This window comes from Curtobacterium sp. MCBD17_040, from assembly GCF_003234805.2.
Lineage (GTDB): Bacteria > Actinomycetota > Actinomycetes > Actinomycetales > Microbacteriaceae > Curtobacterium.
Window position 1 is genome coordinate 1 of sequence record NZ_CP126273.1, and the last position, 14,026, is coordinate 14,026.

The 14,026-nt window shown below is 68.3% G+C and carries 11 protein-coding genes and 2 tRNA genes; 12 read left to right on the forward strand and 1 reads right to left on the reverse strand.

The genetic code is table 11. The features are described from left to right. The 10 genes from dnaA (at position 1) to DEI94_RS00050 (ending at position 11,414) form a co-directional block, all read left to right on the forward strand. A complete protein-coding gene (dnaA, locus tag DEI94_RS00005) occupies positions 1-1,455 on the forward strand; it encodes a chromosomal replication initiator protein DnaA (protein ID WP_111010780.1) in 1,455 nt (484 codons plus the stop codon). Between the two features lie 511 nt (positions 1,456-1,966). Beyond that, positions 1,967-3,112, forward strand: coding sequence for a DNA polymerase III subunit beta (gene dnaN / locus DEI94_RS00010; RefSeq protein WP_111026525.1), 1,146 nt, complete (start codon positions 1,967-1,969; stop codon positions 3,110-3,112). Positions 3,113-3,162: 50 nt separating this feature from the next. Continuing rightward, positions 3,163-4,047, forward strand: coding sequence for a phosphogluconate dehydrogenase (NAD(+)-dependent, decarboxylating) (gene gnd, locus DEI94_RS00015; RefSeq protein ID WP_111026526.1), 885 nt, complete (start codon positions 3,163-3,165; stop codon positions 4,045-4,047). 23 nt (positions 4,048-4,070) lie between these two features. After that, a complete protein-coding gene (gene recF, locus DEI94_RS00020; protein ID WP_111026527.1) occupies positions 4,071-5,336 on the forward strand; it encodes a DNA replication/repair protein RecF in 1,266 nt (421 codons plus the stop codon). 2 nt (positions 5,337-5,338) lie between these two features. After that, a complete protein-coding gene (locus DEI94_RS00025; protein ID WP_111010819.1) occupies positions 5,339-5,839 on the forward strand; it encodes a DciA family protein in 501 nt (166 codons plus the stop codon). A 168-nt stretch (positions 5,840-6,007) separates the two neighbouring features. Next, entirely contained in the window at positions 6,008-7,981 is a 1,974-nt protein-coding gene (gyrB, locus tag DEI94_RS00030; RefSeq protein WP_111010784.1) for a DNA topoisomerase (ATP-hydrolyzing) subunit B, read from the forward strand. A gap of 93 nt (positions 7,982-8,074) precedes the next feature. Continuing rightward, positions 8,075-10,705 (forward strand): DNA gyrase subunit A, encoded by a 2,631-nt coding sequence (gene gyrA, locus DEI94_RS00035; RefSeq protein WP_111026528.1) that lies wholly within the window; start codon positions 8,075-8,077, stop codon positions 10,703-10,705. Then, on the forward strand, positions 10,698-11,105 hold the full coding sequence (locus DEI94_RS00040; protein WP_111010786.1) for a DUF3566 domain-containing protein: 408 nt from the start codon (positions 10,698-10,700) through the stop codon (positions 11,103-11,105). Before gyrA ends, DEI94_RS00040 begins: the two co-directional genes overlap by 8 nt. A gap of 74 nt (positions 11,106-11,179) precedes the next feature. After that, positions 11,180-11,253, forward strand: a tRNA-Ile gene (locus DEI94_RS00045). Between the two features lie 85 nt (positions 11,254-11,338). Continuing rightward, a tRNA-Ala gene (locus DEI94_RS00050) sits at positions 11,339-11,414 on the forward strand. 335 nt (positions 11,415-11,749) lie between these two features. On the opposite strand, the gene DEI94_RS00055 is transcribed toward DEI94_RS00050, so the two are convergent. Beyond that, positions 11,750-12,340 (reverse strand): hypothetical protein, encoded by a 591-nt coding sequence (locus DEI94_RS00055; RefSeq protein ID WP_111026529.1) that lies wholly within the window; start codon positions 12,338-12,340, stop codon positions 11,750-11,752. Between the two features lie 121 nt (positions 12,341-12,461). Between DEI94_RS00055 and DEI94_RS00060 the strand changes: the two genes are divergently transcribed. Together DEI94_RS00060 and DEI94_RS00065 are read left to right on the forward strand one after the other, a co-directional pair. After that, the gene (locus DEI94_RS00060; protein WP_111010788.1) at positions 12,462-13,016 is read left to right on the forward strand and encodes a peptidylprolyl isomerase; all 555 of its coding nucleotides are present in this window, start codon (positions 12,462-12,464) and stop codon (positions 13,014-13,016) included. Next, positions 13,016-13,870, forward strand: coding sequence for a rhomboid family intramembrane serine protease (locus DEI94_RS00065; RefSeq protein ID WP_111011932.1), 855 nt, complete (start codon positions 13,016-13,018; stop codon positions 13,868-13,870). Before DEI94_RS00060 ends, DEI94_RS00065 begins: the two co-directional genes overlap by 1 nt. The last annotated feature ends 156 nt before the right edge of the window (positions 13,871-14,026 follow it).

The following is a 14,026-nucleotide window of genomic DNA, read 5'->3' on the forward strand; positions in this document are numbered from 1 at the left end:
ATGACGATCCCGGCACCCGTCGAGGACCTCTGGGCCTCGGTGCTCGGACTCCTCGAGGACGACGACCGGATCACCCCGCAGCTGCACGGATTCCTCAACCTGGTCGAACCGAAGGGCGTGCTCGCCGGGACGCTCTACCTCGAGGTCCCCAACGACCTGACGCGGGGCATGCTCGAGCAGCGGATCCGGGTCCCCATCACCGAGGCCGTCTCGCGCCTCGGTGACGACTCGGTCGCCAACTTCGCGATCACGGTGAACCCGGAACTGACCCCGGAACCCCGCACGGATCCGGTGGTCCCCGCGTACGCGGCATCGGCACCCGTCCCGCCGATGGAGCAGGGCACGGCCCCGCGCCAGTACGTCGAGGCCCCGTTCGTGCCCGCGCCGGTGGACAACCCGTCGAGCGCCGGCCGCCCGGACTCGCGCCTCAACCCGAAGTACAACTTCGACAACTTCGTCATCGGCGGTTCCAACCGCTTCGCACACGCCGCCGCCGTCGCGGTCGCCGAGGCCCCGGCGAAGGCCTACAACCCGCTGTTCATCTACGGCGACTCCGGCCTGGGCAAGACGCACCTCCTCCACGCCATCGGGCACTACGCCGAGAGCCTGTACCCGGGCATCCGCGTCCGGTACGTCTCGAGCGAGGAGTTCACCAACGACTTCATCAACTCGATCGCGAACAACCGCTCCGCGCAGTTCCAGCAGCGCTACCGCGACATCGACATCCTGCTCATCGACGACATCCAGTTCCTGCAGGGGAAGGACTCCACGCAAGAGGCCTTCTTCCACACCTTCAACACGCTGCACGACCACAACAAGCAGGTCGTCATCACGTCGGACCTGCCGCCGAAGCACCTGACCGGCTTCGAGGACCGCATGCGCAGCCGGTTCGAGTGGGGCCTGATCACGGACGTCCAAGCACCGGACCTCGAGACCCGCATCGCGATCCTCCGCAAGAAGGCGCAGAGCGACCACCTGCAGGTGCGCGACGACATCCTCGAGTTCATGGCGTCCAAGGTGTCGAGCAACATCCGCGAGCTCGAGGGGACGCTCATCCGGGTCACCGCGTTCGCGAGCCTGAACCGGACCGAGGTCGACATGGCACTCGTGCAGACGGTGCTCAAGGACCTCATCACGCTCGACGAGGACAACGTCATCGCACCGGTCGACATCATCACGCACACCGCGGACTACTTCAAACTGTCCGTCGACGACCTCTACGGCTCCTCCCGCTCCCAGGCGATCGCGACCGCCCGGCAGATCGCGATGTACCTCTGCCGCGAGATGACGAGTCTGTCCCTGCCCAAGATCGGGCAGCTGTTCGGCAACCGCGACCACACGACCGTGATGTACGCGAACAAGAAGATCACCGAGCTCATGAAGGAACGTCGGTCGATCTACAACCAGGTGACCGAGCTCACGAGCCGCATCAAGCAGGACCGCCGCTACAAGTAGCACCGCCGGCGTCGCCCTCGTACCCCCCTCCGCGTGCCGGACGGGAGGCCCACCGCGGCCCCGCCATGCGTCCCCCGGCCCGGCCGCGGGGCGGCCGCGGGACGGCCGCGGGACGGCCGCGACGCCGCCTCCGGAGAGCACGACCGCCCGGTCTCCACAAGATGTGCACAACGTGTGGATAACTGTGGATGACACGCCGCTCCCCTGTTCATGGACGAGGGCCCAGCTGTGGACGTCGTCGGGATGGAGCTCCCGACGAGTTTTCCTCGTCCACGGCCGCTCCACACACTGCTCACAAGTCACACGGTTGTAGTTCCCCGTCCTGACAACGATCAACAGAGTTATCCACACTGTGCACAAGCGTTAAGACCACTACTCCTGGTTAACGATCTCTCTCAGGGGGCCAACCTTGTGGACGGTCCCCAGCGGCCGAACGACACGGATCCCGCCCCCGCCCGCTGTGCCACAATGGGGGCCGCCGTCACCGAACCGAAGGACAGGGGTCCCAGCTGTGCAGTTCCATGTCAACCGGGACGTCTTCAGCGAAGCGGTCTCCTTCGCGGTCAAGCTCCTCCCCCAGCGCACGACGCTCCCGATCCTGTCGGGTGTGCTCATCCACGCCGAGGACGACCACCTGACGCTCTCGTCGTTCGACTACGAGGTCAGTGCGCAGACCCGCATCCCGGCGCAGATCGACGACCCCGGCACCGTGCTCGTGTCCGGGCGCCTCCTCGCTGACATCGCCAGCCGCCTCCCGAACGCGCCGGTCGTGTTCAGCACCGACGAGTCCCGGATCACGGTCACGTGCGGATCGGCACACTTCACGCTCCTGAGCATGCCCGTGGCCGAGTACCCGACCCTGCCCGAGGTCGGTCCCCAGACGGGCGTCATCCCGGGCAACGCCTTCTCCGAGGCCGTCGCGCAGGTGGCGGTCGCCGCCAGCCGTGACGACGTCACCCCCGTCATCACGGGTGTGCAGCTCGAGGTCGGCGACACCGACCTGTCCCTCGTCGCGACGGACCGCTACCGGGTCGCCGTCCGGACGATCGCATGGGACAGCGGCCGCGTCGGCGCTGACCCGATGCACGCCCTGGTACCCGCGCGTACCCTCCAGGAGGTGGGACGCACCTTCGGATCAGCGAGCACCGTGTCGGTGTCGATCAGCGGTAACCAGGACCGCGAACTCATCGCGTTCCGTGCCGACGACAAGACCGTCACCTCGCTGCTCATCAAGGGCAACTACCCGCCGGTCCGCCGGCTGTTCCCCGACACCGTCCCCGACCACGCGGTGCTCAACACCGCGGAACTGGTCGAGGCCGTCCGTCGCGTCTCCCTCGTCCTCGAGCGCGAAGCCGCGCTCCGATTCACCTTCTCGGTCGACGGGCTCACGCTCGAGGCGATCGGATCCGAACAAGCGCAGGCATCAGAGTCGATCGACGCGCAGTTGACCGGAGAGGACACCGTGGTCTCGCTGAAGCCGCAGTTCCTCCTGGACGGGTTGAACGCGGTGCACTCCGAGTTCGTCCGCATCTCCTTCACCAAGACGGAGAACCCGAACAAGCCGGGGCCTGTGCTCATCACGGGACAGACCTCGCGTGAGGACGCGGCCGCGGACGGCTACCGGTACCTGCTCCAGCCCAACCTCCTCCTGCGCTGACGCCGGGGCACCACCGGGCGTCGCGCGAACTCAACGAGAAAAGGGAAATCATGCACATCGGTCTTGTCGGCCTCGGGAAGATGGGCAACAACATGCGTGCCCGCCTGCGCAACGCAGGGATCGAGGTCACCGGTTACGACGCCAACCCCGCCGTCTCCGATGTCGCCAGCCTCGCGGACCTCGCGGCGGCTCTGCCCGGCCCGCGCCTCGTGTGGGTCATGGTCCCCCACGGCAAGATCACCGACGACGTGATCACGGGCCTCGCCGACGTCCTCGACGCGGGCGACCTCGTCATCGACGGTGGCAACTCGAAGTGGCTCGACGACGAGGTGCACGCCAAGCAGCTCGACGCCAAGGGCATCCGCTACATGGACGCCGGTGTGTCCGGTGGTGTCTGGGGTCTCGACAACGGTTACGGCCTCATGGTCGGTGGCGCGGACGAGGACGTCGCGACGGCGATGCCCGTGCTCGACGCGCTCCGCCCCGAGGGCCCGCGCGAAGAGGGCTTGGTCCACGCCGGTCCGGTCGGTGCCGGCCACTACACTAAAATGGTCCACAACGGCATCGAGTACGCGATCATGCAGGCGTACGGCGAGGGCTACGAGCTCCTCGAGGCCAAGGACCTGGTCAAGGACGTCCCCGGGACCTTCAGGGCGTGGCAGCGCGGTACGGTCGTGCGTTCCTGGCTGCTCGAGCTGCTCGTGCGCGCGCTCGACGAGGACCCGACGCTCAAGGACCTCGAGGGCTACGTCGAGGACTCCGGTGAGGGTCGCTGGACGCTGGAGGAAGCGATCGAGCACGCCGTGCCCATGCCCGCGATCAGCGCCTCGATCTTCGCGCGCTTCGTGTCCCGTCAGGGCAGCGAGTCGCCGACGATGAAGGCCGTCGCCGCCCTCCGCAACCAGTTCGGCGGCCACGCCGTCAAGAAGGCCTAGCGGTCCTCGCTCGTCCGGCCCGCGTGCACGTCGACCATCTCCAGCTGACCGACTTCCGGAACTACCGGGAGGCGGACGTCGACTTCGCACGCGGGCCGAACCTGTTCGTGGGCCGGAACGGGCAGGGCAAGACCAACCTCGTCGAGTCGATCGGGTACCTGTCCACCCTCGGTTCGCATCGGGTCCCGACCGACGCCGCGCTCGTGCGACAGGGGTGCGACGCGGCGATCGTCCGGGCACGGCTCGCGTACGAGGAGCGCACGATCCTCGCCGAGGTGCAGATCAACCGGACCGGCTCGAACCGAGCCCAGGTGAACCGGGCACCCATCAAGCCCCGGGATCTCCCCCGCTACTGCACGAGCGTGTTGTTCGCCCCCGAGGACCTGGCCCTGGTGCGCGGCGAGCCCGCCGGCCGGCGCCGGATGCTCGACGAACTCCTCGTGCTCATCGCCCCGCGCATGCAGGGGGTGCTCGCGGACTACGACCGGACGCTCCGCCAGCGGAACACGCTCCTCAAGTCGGCGCGCGGTTCGGGTGTCAGCGGCGGGGCGATGTCGACCCTGGACGTCTGGGACGACCGCCTCGTCGCCCTCGGGTCCGAGGTGATCGCCGGCCGCGACCACCTGGTCCGACGACTCGCACCGTTCGTCGCCGAGGCCTACGCGGCGGTCGCGGGTGCGGCCCACGAGGCGTCACTCGCGGGCGTCCTCAGCATCCGGGGCGGCGACCCGGAGACCGAGCAGGAGCTCGGGAGCGAGATCGAACCCGTGACGGTGGCGGCCGCGGCGGACGGGTTCCGAGCCGGCCTGGCCCGTCGGCGCCGGGACGAGCTCGACCGCGGACTGACCCTCGTCGGTCCGCATCGTGACGACGTCCTCTTCCGGCTCAACGGGTTACCCGCCCGTGGCTACGCCAGCCACGGCGAGTCGTGGTCGTTCGCACTGGCGGTCAAGCTCGCGGCCGCGGCCGTGCTCCGCGCGGAGTCGTCCCTCGGCGATCCGATCATCGTGCTCGACGACGTGTTCGCGGAACTCGACGAGACCCGCCGCGGCCGACTCGCGAACGCGGTGTCCGGGTACGAGCAGGTGCTCATCACGGCGGCCGTCCACGGTGACGTGCCGCCGGTCCTCGCCGCGCACACGGTGCACATCGACGCCGGGAGGATCGTGGACGCGCCGGGCGACGACGCGGCGGTCGCCGAGACGGGGACCCCGGCGACCGGATCGACGGACGGGACCGACGGGGCGGACGCGCACCGTTCCTCCCGTCCGGCCGCGCAGGAGGTGTGACGGTGCCACGACCGGACCGGCCGACCGAACCGACGCGGTTCTACCTCCACCTGAAGGCGGTGTTCGGTGACCCCGCGAAGCGATCCGTCGACGCGCGTCGGCGTCGTCGACGCGAGGCCTCCGCGGACTCGGAGCCCTACGGCGTCGGACGCGAGCCGCGGGGGCTCGGGGACGTGGTGGGGAACCTGACGAGCGAGCTCGGGTGGACCGAGCCCCTGGCGCAGTCCGAGGTGATCGCCGCGTGGCCCCATGTCGTCGGCGCCGAGCTCGCGGCGCACTCGGAGCCGGTGTCGATCGACGACCACGCGCTGCTCATCCGGTGTGACTCGACCGCCTGGGCCACACAACTCCGACTCATGCGCGCGCAGATCACGACGACGATCGCGGAGCGCTACCCGGAGGCGGGGGTCGAGTCGGTGCGCGTTCTCGCCCCGGACGCCCCGACCTGGAAACGCGGTCTCAGATCGGTCCAGGGGCGCGGCCCTCGCGATACCTACGGTTGAGGCGACAAATCAATCCTCTGGGAGCGGAATCGGCCCGCAGATCGGCGTCTCAGCCCTCGGGAGCAGGCCTGCTGCGGTAGACTCGTGGGGTTGCACGCGGGCGCTGGCGCACGCCGGACACGCCGTGCTGCACGACCGAATCGCAGGCGGGCAGGAGCCACAACGACCATGTCATCAGAATCTGGCGACACCCCTCAGGACAACGCGTACGGTGCCGATCAGATCCAGGTGCTCGAAGGCCTCGAAGCGGTCCGCAAGCGCCCCGGCATGTACATCGGCTCCACCGGACCACGTGGGCTCCACCACCTCGTCCAGGAGATCGTCGACAACTCGGTCGACGAAGCCCTGGCGGGGTACTGCGACCAGATCGACATCGTCATCCGCGAGGACGGCGGCGTGCGCGTCACCGACAACGGCCGTGGCATCCCGGTCGACATCCACCCGAACGAGGGCATCTCGACCGTCCAGCTCGTGCTGACGGTCCTGCACGCCGGCGGTAAGTTCGGCGGCGGCGGGTACGCGGTGTCCGGTGGCCTGCACGGTGTCGGGTCGTCGGTCGTGAACGCCCTGAGCTCGGAACTCGACGTCGAGGTGCGCCGACAGGGCCACGTGTGGCGGCAGAGCTACACCGACGGCGTGCCTGTCGCGCCGCTCTCCCAGGACGAGGAGACCGACACCACCGGCACGACGATCACGTTCTGGCCGAACGCGGACATCTTCGAGACCGTCGACTTCGACTACGAGACCCTGCGCACGCGGTTCCAGCAGATGGCGTTCCTCAACAAGGGGCTCCGGATCACGCTCCACGACGAGCGTGTCCCCGACGAGGGCGAAGAAGCACGGAAGGACGTCTTCCACTACGAGCGCGGGCTCGTCGACTACGTCGAGTACCTCGTCAGCACGAAGAAGGCCGAGGTGATCCACCCCGACGTGATCTCCCTCGAGTCCGAGGACACCGACCGGAAGATCTCGCTCGAGCTCGCCATGCAGTGGAACACCTCGTACCAAGAGAGCGTCCACACCTTCGCGAACACGATCAACACGCACGAGGGCGGCACGCACGAAGAGGGCTTCCGCGCCGCGCTCACCTCGCTCGTCAACAAGTACGCGCGCGACAAGAACATCATCAAGGAGAAGGACGACAACCTCACGGGCGACGACATCCGTGAGGGGTTGACGGCCGTCATCTCCGTCAAGCTCGCCGAACCGCAGTTCGAGGGACAGACCAAGACGAAGCTCGGCAACACCGAGGCGAAGTCGTTCGTCCAGCGTGTCGTCGGTCAGGAACTCGGCGACTGGCTCGAGCGCAACCCGACGCAGGCGCGCGACGTCGTCCGCAAGGCGATCCAGGCCTCCCAAGCGCGCATGGCGGCGCGGAAGGCGCGCGAGACCACGCGACGCAAGGGCCTGCTCGAGTCCGGCGGGATGCCGGGCAAGCTCAAGGACTGCCAGTCCAAGGACCCGACGGTCAGCGAGATCTTCATGGTCGAGGGCGACTCGGCCGGCGGATCAGCGGTGCAGGGGCGCAACCCGCTCACCCAGGCGATCCTCCCGCTGCGCGGCAAGATCCTCAACGTCGAGAAGGCCCGACTCGACCGCGCACTGGCGAACCAGGAGATCCAGTCGATGATCACGGCGTTCGGTGCCGGCATCGGCGAGGACTTCGACCCGGACAAGGCGCGGTACCACAAGATCGTGCTCATGGCCGATGCCGACGTCGACGGCCAGCACATCACCACGCTGCTGCTGACGCTCCTGTTCCGCTACATGCGTCCGCTCATCGAACGTGGCTACGTGTACCTCGCGCAGCCCCCGCTCTACCGACTCAAGTGGTCGAACTCGGCCCACGAGTACGTGTTCAGTGACCGCGAGCGCGACGTCCTGCTGCAGGCCGGTCTCGCGGCGGGCAAGCGGATCCCCAAGGACAACGGGATCCAGCGCTACAAGGGCCTCGGCGAGATGGACTACAAGGAGCTCTGGGACACGACGATGAACCCGGACACCCGCACGTTGCTCCAGGTCACCCTCGAGGACGCCGCCGCGGTCGACGGCGTGTTCGCCACCCTCATGGGCGAGGACGTCGAGTCGCGTCGTCAGTTCATCCAGCAGAACGCCAAGGACGTCCGCTTCCTGGACATCTGAGGCACCGCGCGCCCCGCGCGCCCCGACCACCTGCCGGCGCGACGCCCGAGCAGGACGGAACCACGGCCTCCCGGCCGATGAGAGAGGCAGCACATGGCTGACGACAACGACAACGGCGGCGACGAGCCCGAGGTCGTGCACGGCGACGCCGGCGACATCGTGCTCTCGGGCGACCGCATCTCGCAGGTCGACCTCCAGCTCGAGATGCAGCGGTCCTACCTCGACTACGCCATGAGCGTCATCGTCGGGCGTGCGCTCCCGGAGGTCCGTGACGGCCTCAAGCCCGTGCACCGGCGCGTCCTCTACGCGATGTACGACGGCGGGTACCGCCCGGACCGCGCCTTCTCCAAGTGCTCGCGCGTGGTCGGCGACGTCATGGGGCAGTTCCACCCGCACGGCGACTCCGCCATCTACGACGCCCTCGTCCGCCTGGTGCAGCCGTGGAGCCTCCGGTACCCGCTCGCGCTCGGCCAGGGCAACTTCGGGTCCCCCGGCAACGACGGTGCCGCCGCCCCGCGGTACACCGAGACGAAGATGGCTCCGCTCGCGCTCGAGATGGTGCGGGACATCGAGGAAGACACCGTCGACTTCCAGGACAACTACGACGGCCGCACGCAGGAACCGTCGATCCTGCCGTCGCGCTTCCCGAACCTGCTCGTCAACGGGTCGGTCGGCATCGCGGTCGGCATGGCCACGAACATCCCGCCGCACAACCTGCGCGAGGTCGCCGAGGGCGCGAAGTGGGCGCTCGAACACCCGGACGCGACGCGTGAGGAGCTCCTCGAGGCGCTCATGCAGCGGATCAAGGGCCCGGACTTCCCGACCGGCGCGCAGATCCTCGGCGTCCGCGGGATCCAGGACGCCTACCGCACGGGCCGCGGTTCGATCACCATGCGCGCGGTCGTCAACGTCGAGGAGATCCAGGGTCGGACCTGCCTCGTCGTGACCGAGCTGCCGTACCAGGTGAACCCGGACAACCTCGCGGTCAAGATCGCGGAGCTCGTCAAGGACGGCCGCCTGGCGGGCATCGCGGACATCCGCGACGAGACCTCCGGCCGCACGGGACAGCGGCTCGTGATCGTCCTCAAGCGCGACGCGGTCGCCAAGGTCGTGCTCAACAACCTGTACAAGCACACGCAGCTGCAGGAGAACTTCGGCGCGAACATGCTCGCGATCGTCGACGGTGTCCCGCGCACGCTCGCGCTCGACGGCTTCATCTCGGCGTGGGTCGACCACCAGGTCGAGGTCATCGTCCGGCGGACCCGCTTCCGGCTCCGCAAGGCGGAGGAGCGGGCGCACATCCTCCGCGGGTACCTTGCCGCCCTCGACGCGCTCGACGAGGTCATCGCGCTCATCCGCCGGTCGCCGACGGTCGAGGAGGCCCGAGACGGCCTCATGGCGCTGCTGTCGGTTGACGAGGTCCAGGCACGCGCGATCCTCGACCTGCAGCTCCGTCGTCTCGCCGCCCTCGAGCGACAGCGGATCCACGAGGAGGCCGAGGAGCTCGAGCGCCTCATCGCGGACTACCAGGACATCCTCGCGCGTCCCGAGCGCCAGCGCGTGATCATCGGCGAGGAGCTCGACGAGATCGTCGCCAAGTTCGGCGACGATCGCCGCACCGAGGTGATGTTCGGGTTCGACGGCGACATGAGCGTCGAGGACCTCATCCCCGAGGAGGAGATGGTCGTCACCATCACGCGTGGTGGCTACGTCAAGCGCACACGCAGCGACAACTACCGGTCCCAGCACCGCGGCGGCAAGGGCGTCAAGGGCGCCCAGCTCCGAGCGGACGACGTCGTGGACCACTTCTTCGTCACGACGACGCACCACTGGCTGCTGTTCCTGACCGACAAGGGTCGCGTCTACCGCGCCAAGGCGTACGAACTCCAGGAGGCCGGGCGCGACGCCAAGGGCCAGCACGTCGCCAACCTGCTCGCCATGCAGCCGGACGAGCAGATCTCGCAGGTCCTCGACATCCGCGACTACGAGGCAGCCCAGTACCTTGTGTTGGCGACCCGCGACGGCCTGGTCAAGAAGACCGCGCTCACCGAGTACGACACGAACCGCACCGGCGGGATCATCGCGATCAATCTCCGCGAGGGTGACGCACTCGTCTCCGCACTCCTGGTGGACGAGTCCGACGACCTCCTCCTGGTCTCGCGGCACGGCATGTCGCTCCGGTTCACCGCGACGAACGACGCCCTGCGTCCGATGGGCCGCTCGACGTCCGGCGTCAAGGGCATGACCTTCCGTGGGGACGACTCGCTGCTGTCCGCGTCGGTCGCGCACGACGAGGGATTCGTGTTCGTGATGACGGAGGGCGGCTACGCCAAGCGCACCGCCGTGGACCAGTACCGCGTGCAGGGGCGCGGTGGTCTCGGCATCAAGGTGGCCAAGCTCGCGGTCGACCGGGGTGACCTGGTCGGCGGTCTCATCGTCAGCGGGGACGACGAGGTGCTCGTCGTGCTGGCTTCCGGCAAGGTGGTAAGGTCTGCCGTGGCCGAGGTCCCTGCCAAGGGGCGCGACACCATGGGCGTCGTGTTCGCACGCTTCGCCGACGACGACCGGATCATCGCAGTGGCCCGGAACAGTGAACGGAACCTGGACGACCAGGCCGACGCCGAGATCGAACCCGCGGGCCCGGTCGAAGCAGTGAGCCCCGCCGAGGCAACGGACGAGCCCGCCGACCCGCAGGCCGGAGAGGACCAGTCAACGAATGAGTAGTGTCGCCGAGAAGCTCCAGCGCAAGACGAAGCGACCCGTCGGCACCAAGCAGGTCCGGCTGCGCCTGGTGTACCTCGACTTCTGGTCGTGCGTGAAACTGTCGTTCCTCATCGCGCTGGCCGGCAGCATCGTGATCGTCGTGGCGACCATGCTCGTCTGGATCATCCTGAACCAGACGGGCGTGTTCACCCAGATCGACAAGCTGCTGCAGGACGTCACCGGCAAGAACAACTACTCGATCATGGACCAGTTCTCGCTGGGCCAGGTCATGGGGTTCTCGATCGTCGTCGGGATCCTCAACGTGGTCGTCGGCACGGTGCTCGGCGCGATCGTGAGCGTGCTGTACAACCTCAGCGTGCGGATCACCGGTGGTCTGCTCGTCGGGTTCACCAACAACTGACCCGGATCACCGGTCTGGAGGCCCCACCCGATTCGCGCCCGCGGCGCGCGTCATGTAGGCTTTCATCCGGTCTCGGGGCTATAGCTCAGGCGGTTAGAGCGCTTCGCTGATAACGAAGAGGTCCTAGGTTCAAGTCCTAGTAGCCCCACTCCGACGGTTCGCCGTCATCATGACTGCACCACCGAGCCCGTATGACCCGTCGGCTGCTCCTCCGGTAGCATGGCCGACCATCCGGGGCCTTAGCTCAATTGGCAGAGCACCGCCTTTGCAAGGCGGGGGTTAGGGGTTCGATTCCCCTAGGCTCCACCAGCTGTCTGGGCTGCTCGGCGCTTCGCGCCTTCGCAGCCCGCTGGTTCAGTGCTTCATGCGCGCCGCCGCCCCTGCGGGGCGACGTCGCGGGGCGTGCCTGAGCGCTCCGTGCTCGGCGCTCGGCGCGCGGCGCCGGCCCAGTGCCTTCGGTCCGGGCGTCCCTTCCGGTCCTCCTCTTGCGCGAGATCGCAGGAGGTGCCGCTTCGGACCGCGCCGAAACGACATCTGCTGCGATCTCGGCGGAGGGCTGCCGGCGACGCCGGGTGGGATGGCCCTCCCGGCATGACGAACGGCCCGCGCCGAGTGACACGGGCCGTTCGTGTGGTGCGATCCGATCAGGCGGCGGGCTTGTCCGCCGCGTCCGCGTCGTCGGCGACCCACAGGTCGTCGTCGGCACGGAGGGTCTGGTACGCCGCGTACGCGGCTCCGATGACGGCGACGGCACCGACGACGATGAGCGCGACGCCGCCGAAGCCGAGTCCGCTCTTCTGCTTCGGCGCGGCCTTGACCACCGTCTTGGCGGCCTTGCGGCCCTTCTTCGAGGCCTTGGCCGCCTTCTTGGTGGCGTCGGCGACGATCTTGCGCACCTTCGGGTCCTTGGCCAGGTCCACGACGCTCATCGCGGACCCGAGGGCCGACACGAGGCTCGGGACGACCTCGGTGGTCAGCCGGGTCTTGGTGGCGGTCGCCGCGGACGTCGCCGCGTGCACCCCGGTGGCGACGGCGGGCTTGACCCCGTTGTCGATGGCGTCCTTGACGCGGGGGCCGAGGTCGTTGCGAGCGGCGTCGGCGGCGTGCAGCCGGGCCTCGGCCAGGATGGCATTCGCGTGCTCGAGGACCTTGCGCTGCTCGCCGAGGAGGGTGGTCGTCTGACCCTTGAGCTTCTTGATCTGCTTCTTGCGCTTGCGGGAGAGTTCCATGGTCATGAGCTACCTCCATCGGATCGGGCGGTGAGATGCCCATCCTGCCACCGGAGACCCTGGCAGGTCACGGTGCCTCGTCTGGAAGTACCATGAACGACCCGAGAGCGCATGCGAGAATGGCAACATGTCTTCGCACACCGCTGTTGCAACCATCCACACCAACCTCGGCGACATCCGCGTCAACCTCTTCGGCAACCACGCACCCAAGACGGTCGCGAACTTCGTCGGACTCGCCACGGGCACGCAGGAGTGGACGCACCCGGGTACCGGCAAGGTGTCGACGGACAAGCTGTACGACGGCGTCGTGTTCCACCGCATCATCAAGGACTTCATGATCCAGGGCGGCGACCCGCTCGGCCAGGGCATCGGCGGCCCGGGCTACCGGTTCGACGACGAGATCCACCCGGAGCTCACGTTCCAGCAGCCGTACATCCTGGCGATGGCGAACGCCGGCACCCAGGGTGGCCGCGGCACCAACGGCTCGCAGTTCTTCATCACGACCGTCGCCACCCCGTGGCTGCAGGGCAAGCACACGATCTTCGGTGAGGTCGCCGACGACGAGTCGCGCGCGGTCGTCGACGCGATCGAGGCCGTGCCCACTGACGGCCGCGACAAGCCGCGTGAGGACGTCGTCATCCAGAGCATCGACGTGACCGACTCCGCTGGCGCCGGGGCGTAGTGACCGACTTCTCCCAAGACCGAGCGAACTTCTGCTACCGGCACCCGGACCGGCAGAGCTTCATCCTGTGTCAGCGTTGCGGACGGACGATCTGCACCGAGTGCCAGACGCCGGCCGCCGTCGGGGTGCACTGCCCCGAGTGCGTGCGTGAGCAGCGCGCGCAGTTCTCGTCGAACCGCCGGACCGTCGGCCCGAGCACCTTCACGGTGGCACGGCGTCGCTTCGGCATGATCGACCAGAAAGCGACGACGGTCATCGTCGTCGTCAGCGTCGCCATCTGGCTGCTGCAGATGCTGACCGGCGGGACGAACGGGCCGGTCACCGCCGCGCTGGACTACAACCCGTACTGGCTGCCGACGCAGCCGTGGCGGTTGATCACGACGATGTTCGTGCACGGCAGCTTCCTGCACATCCTGTTCAACATGTGGGCCGTGTGGATCTTCGGCCGCATGCTCGAGCAGATGCTCGGGACCTGGCGGTTCGTGGCGCTGTACTTCATCAGCGGTCTCGTCGGTTCGGTGGCGGTGACGGTGCTGGCGCCGCAGACCACGGTGATCGGCGCCTCCGGGGCGATCTTCGGGCTGTTCGCGGTGTTCTTCGTGCTCCAGCGGAGTCTCGGTGGCAACGCGGTCCAGATCCTGGTCATCATCGGGCTCAACCTGGTGATCGGGTTCCTGGTCGCCGGCGTCGCATGGCAGGCGCACGTCGGTGGCGTCGTCGCGGGGTTCGTGACGGGCTTCATCTTCACCCGGACCCGCAATGTCCGACGGCGTGGGCTCCAGATCACCCTGCTCGTCGCCGAGGCCGTCGTCGCGGTCGCCATCGCCGCAGCGGCCTACGCCGTGTACACGTGAGCACCGTCGGGAGGCCCGACACACGAAGGCCCGCGGACCGTCCGGTCCGCGGGCCTTCCGCCTCCCCCCGAAGAGGGGGATGAGTTATCCACAGCCATGTCCACATTGGGGATAATCACAGCTGTGTAAGTCCACTAGGCTCCGCCGTCACCCGGC

Excerpts from the sequence above, each read along its gene's own strand:
- DEI94_RS00060 (WP_111010788.1), top strand. The coding sequence starts at position 12,462 with ATGTCTTCGCACACCGCTGTTGCAACCATCCACACCAACCTCGGCGAC.
- gyrB (WP_111010784.1), top strand. The coding sequence starts at position 6,008 with ATGTCATCAGAATCTGGCGACACCCCTCAGGACAACGCGTACGGTGCC.
- gnd (WP_111026526.1), top strand. The coding sequence starts at position 3,163 with ATGCACATCGGTCTTGTCGGCCTCGGGAAGATGGGCAACAACATGCGT.
- dnaA (WP_111010780.1), top strand. The coding sequence starts at position 1 with ATGACGATCCCGGCACCCGTCGAGGACCTCTGGGCCTCGGTGCTCGGA.
- gyrA (WP_111026528.1), top strand. The coding sequence starts at position 8,075 with ATGGCTGACGACAACGACAACGGCGGCGACGAGCCCGAGGTCGTGCAC.
- DEI94_RS00055 (WP_111026529.1), bottom strand. The coding sequence starts at position 12,340 with ATGACCATGGAACTCTCCCGCAAGCGCAAGAAGCAGATCAAGAAGCTC.
- DEI94_RS00040 (WP_111010786.1), top strand. The coding sequence starts at position 10,698 with ATGAGTAGTGTCGCCGAGAAGCTCCAGCGCAAGACGAAGCGACCCGTC.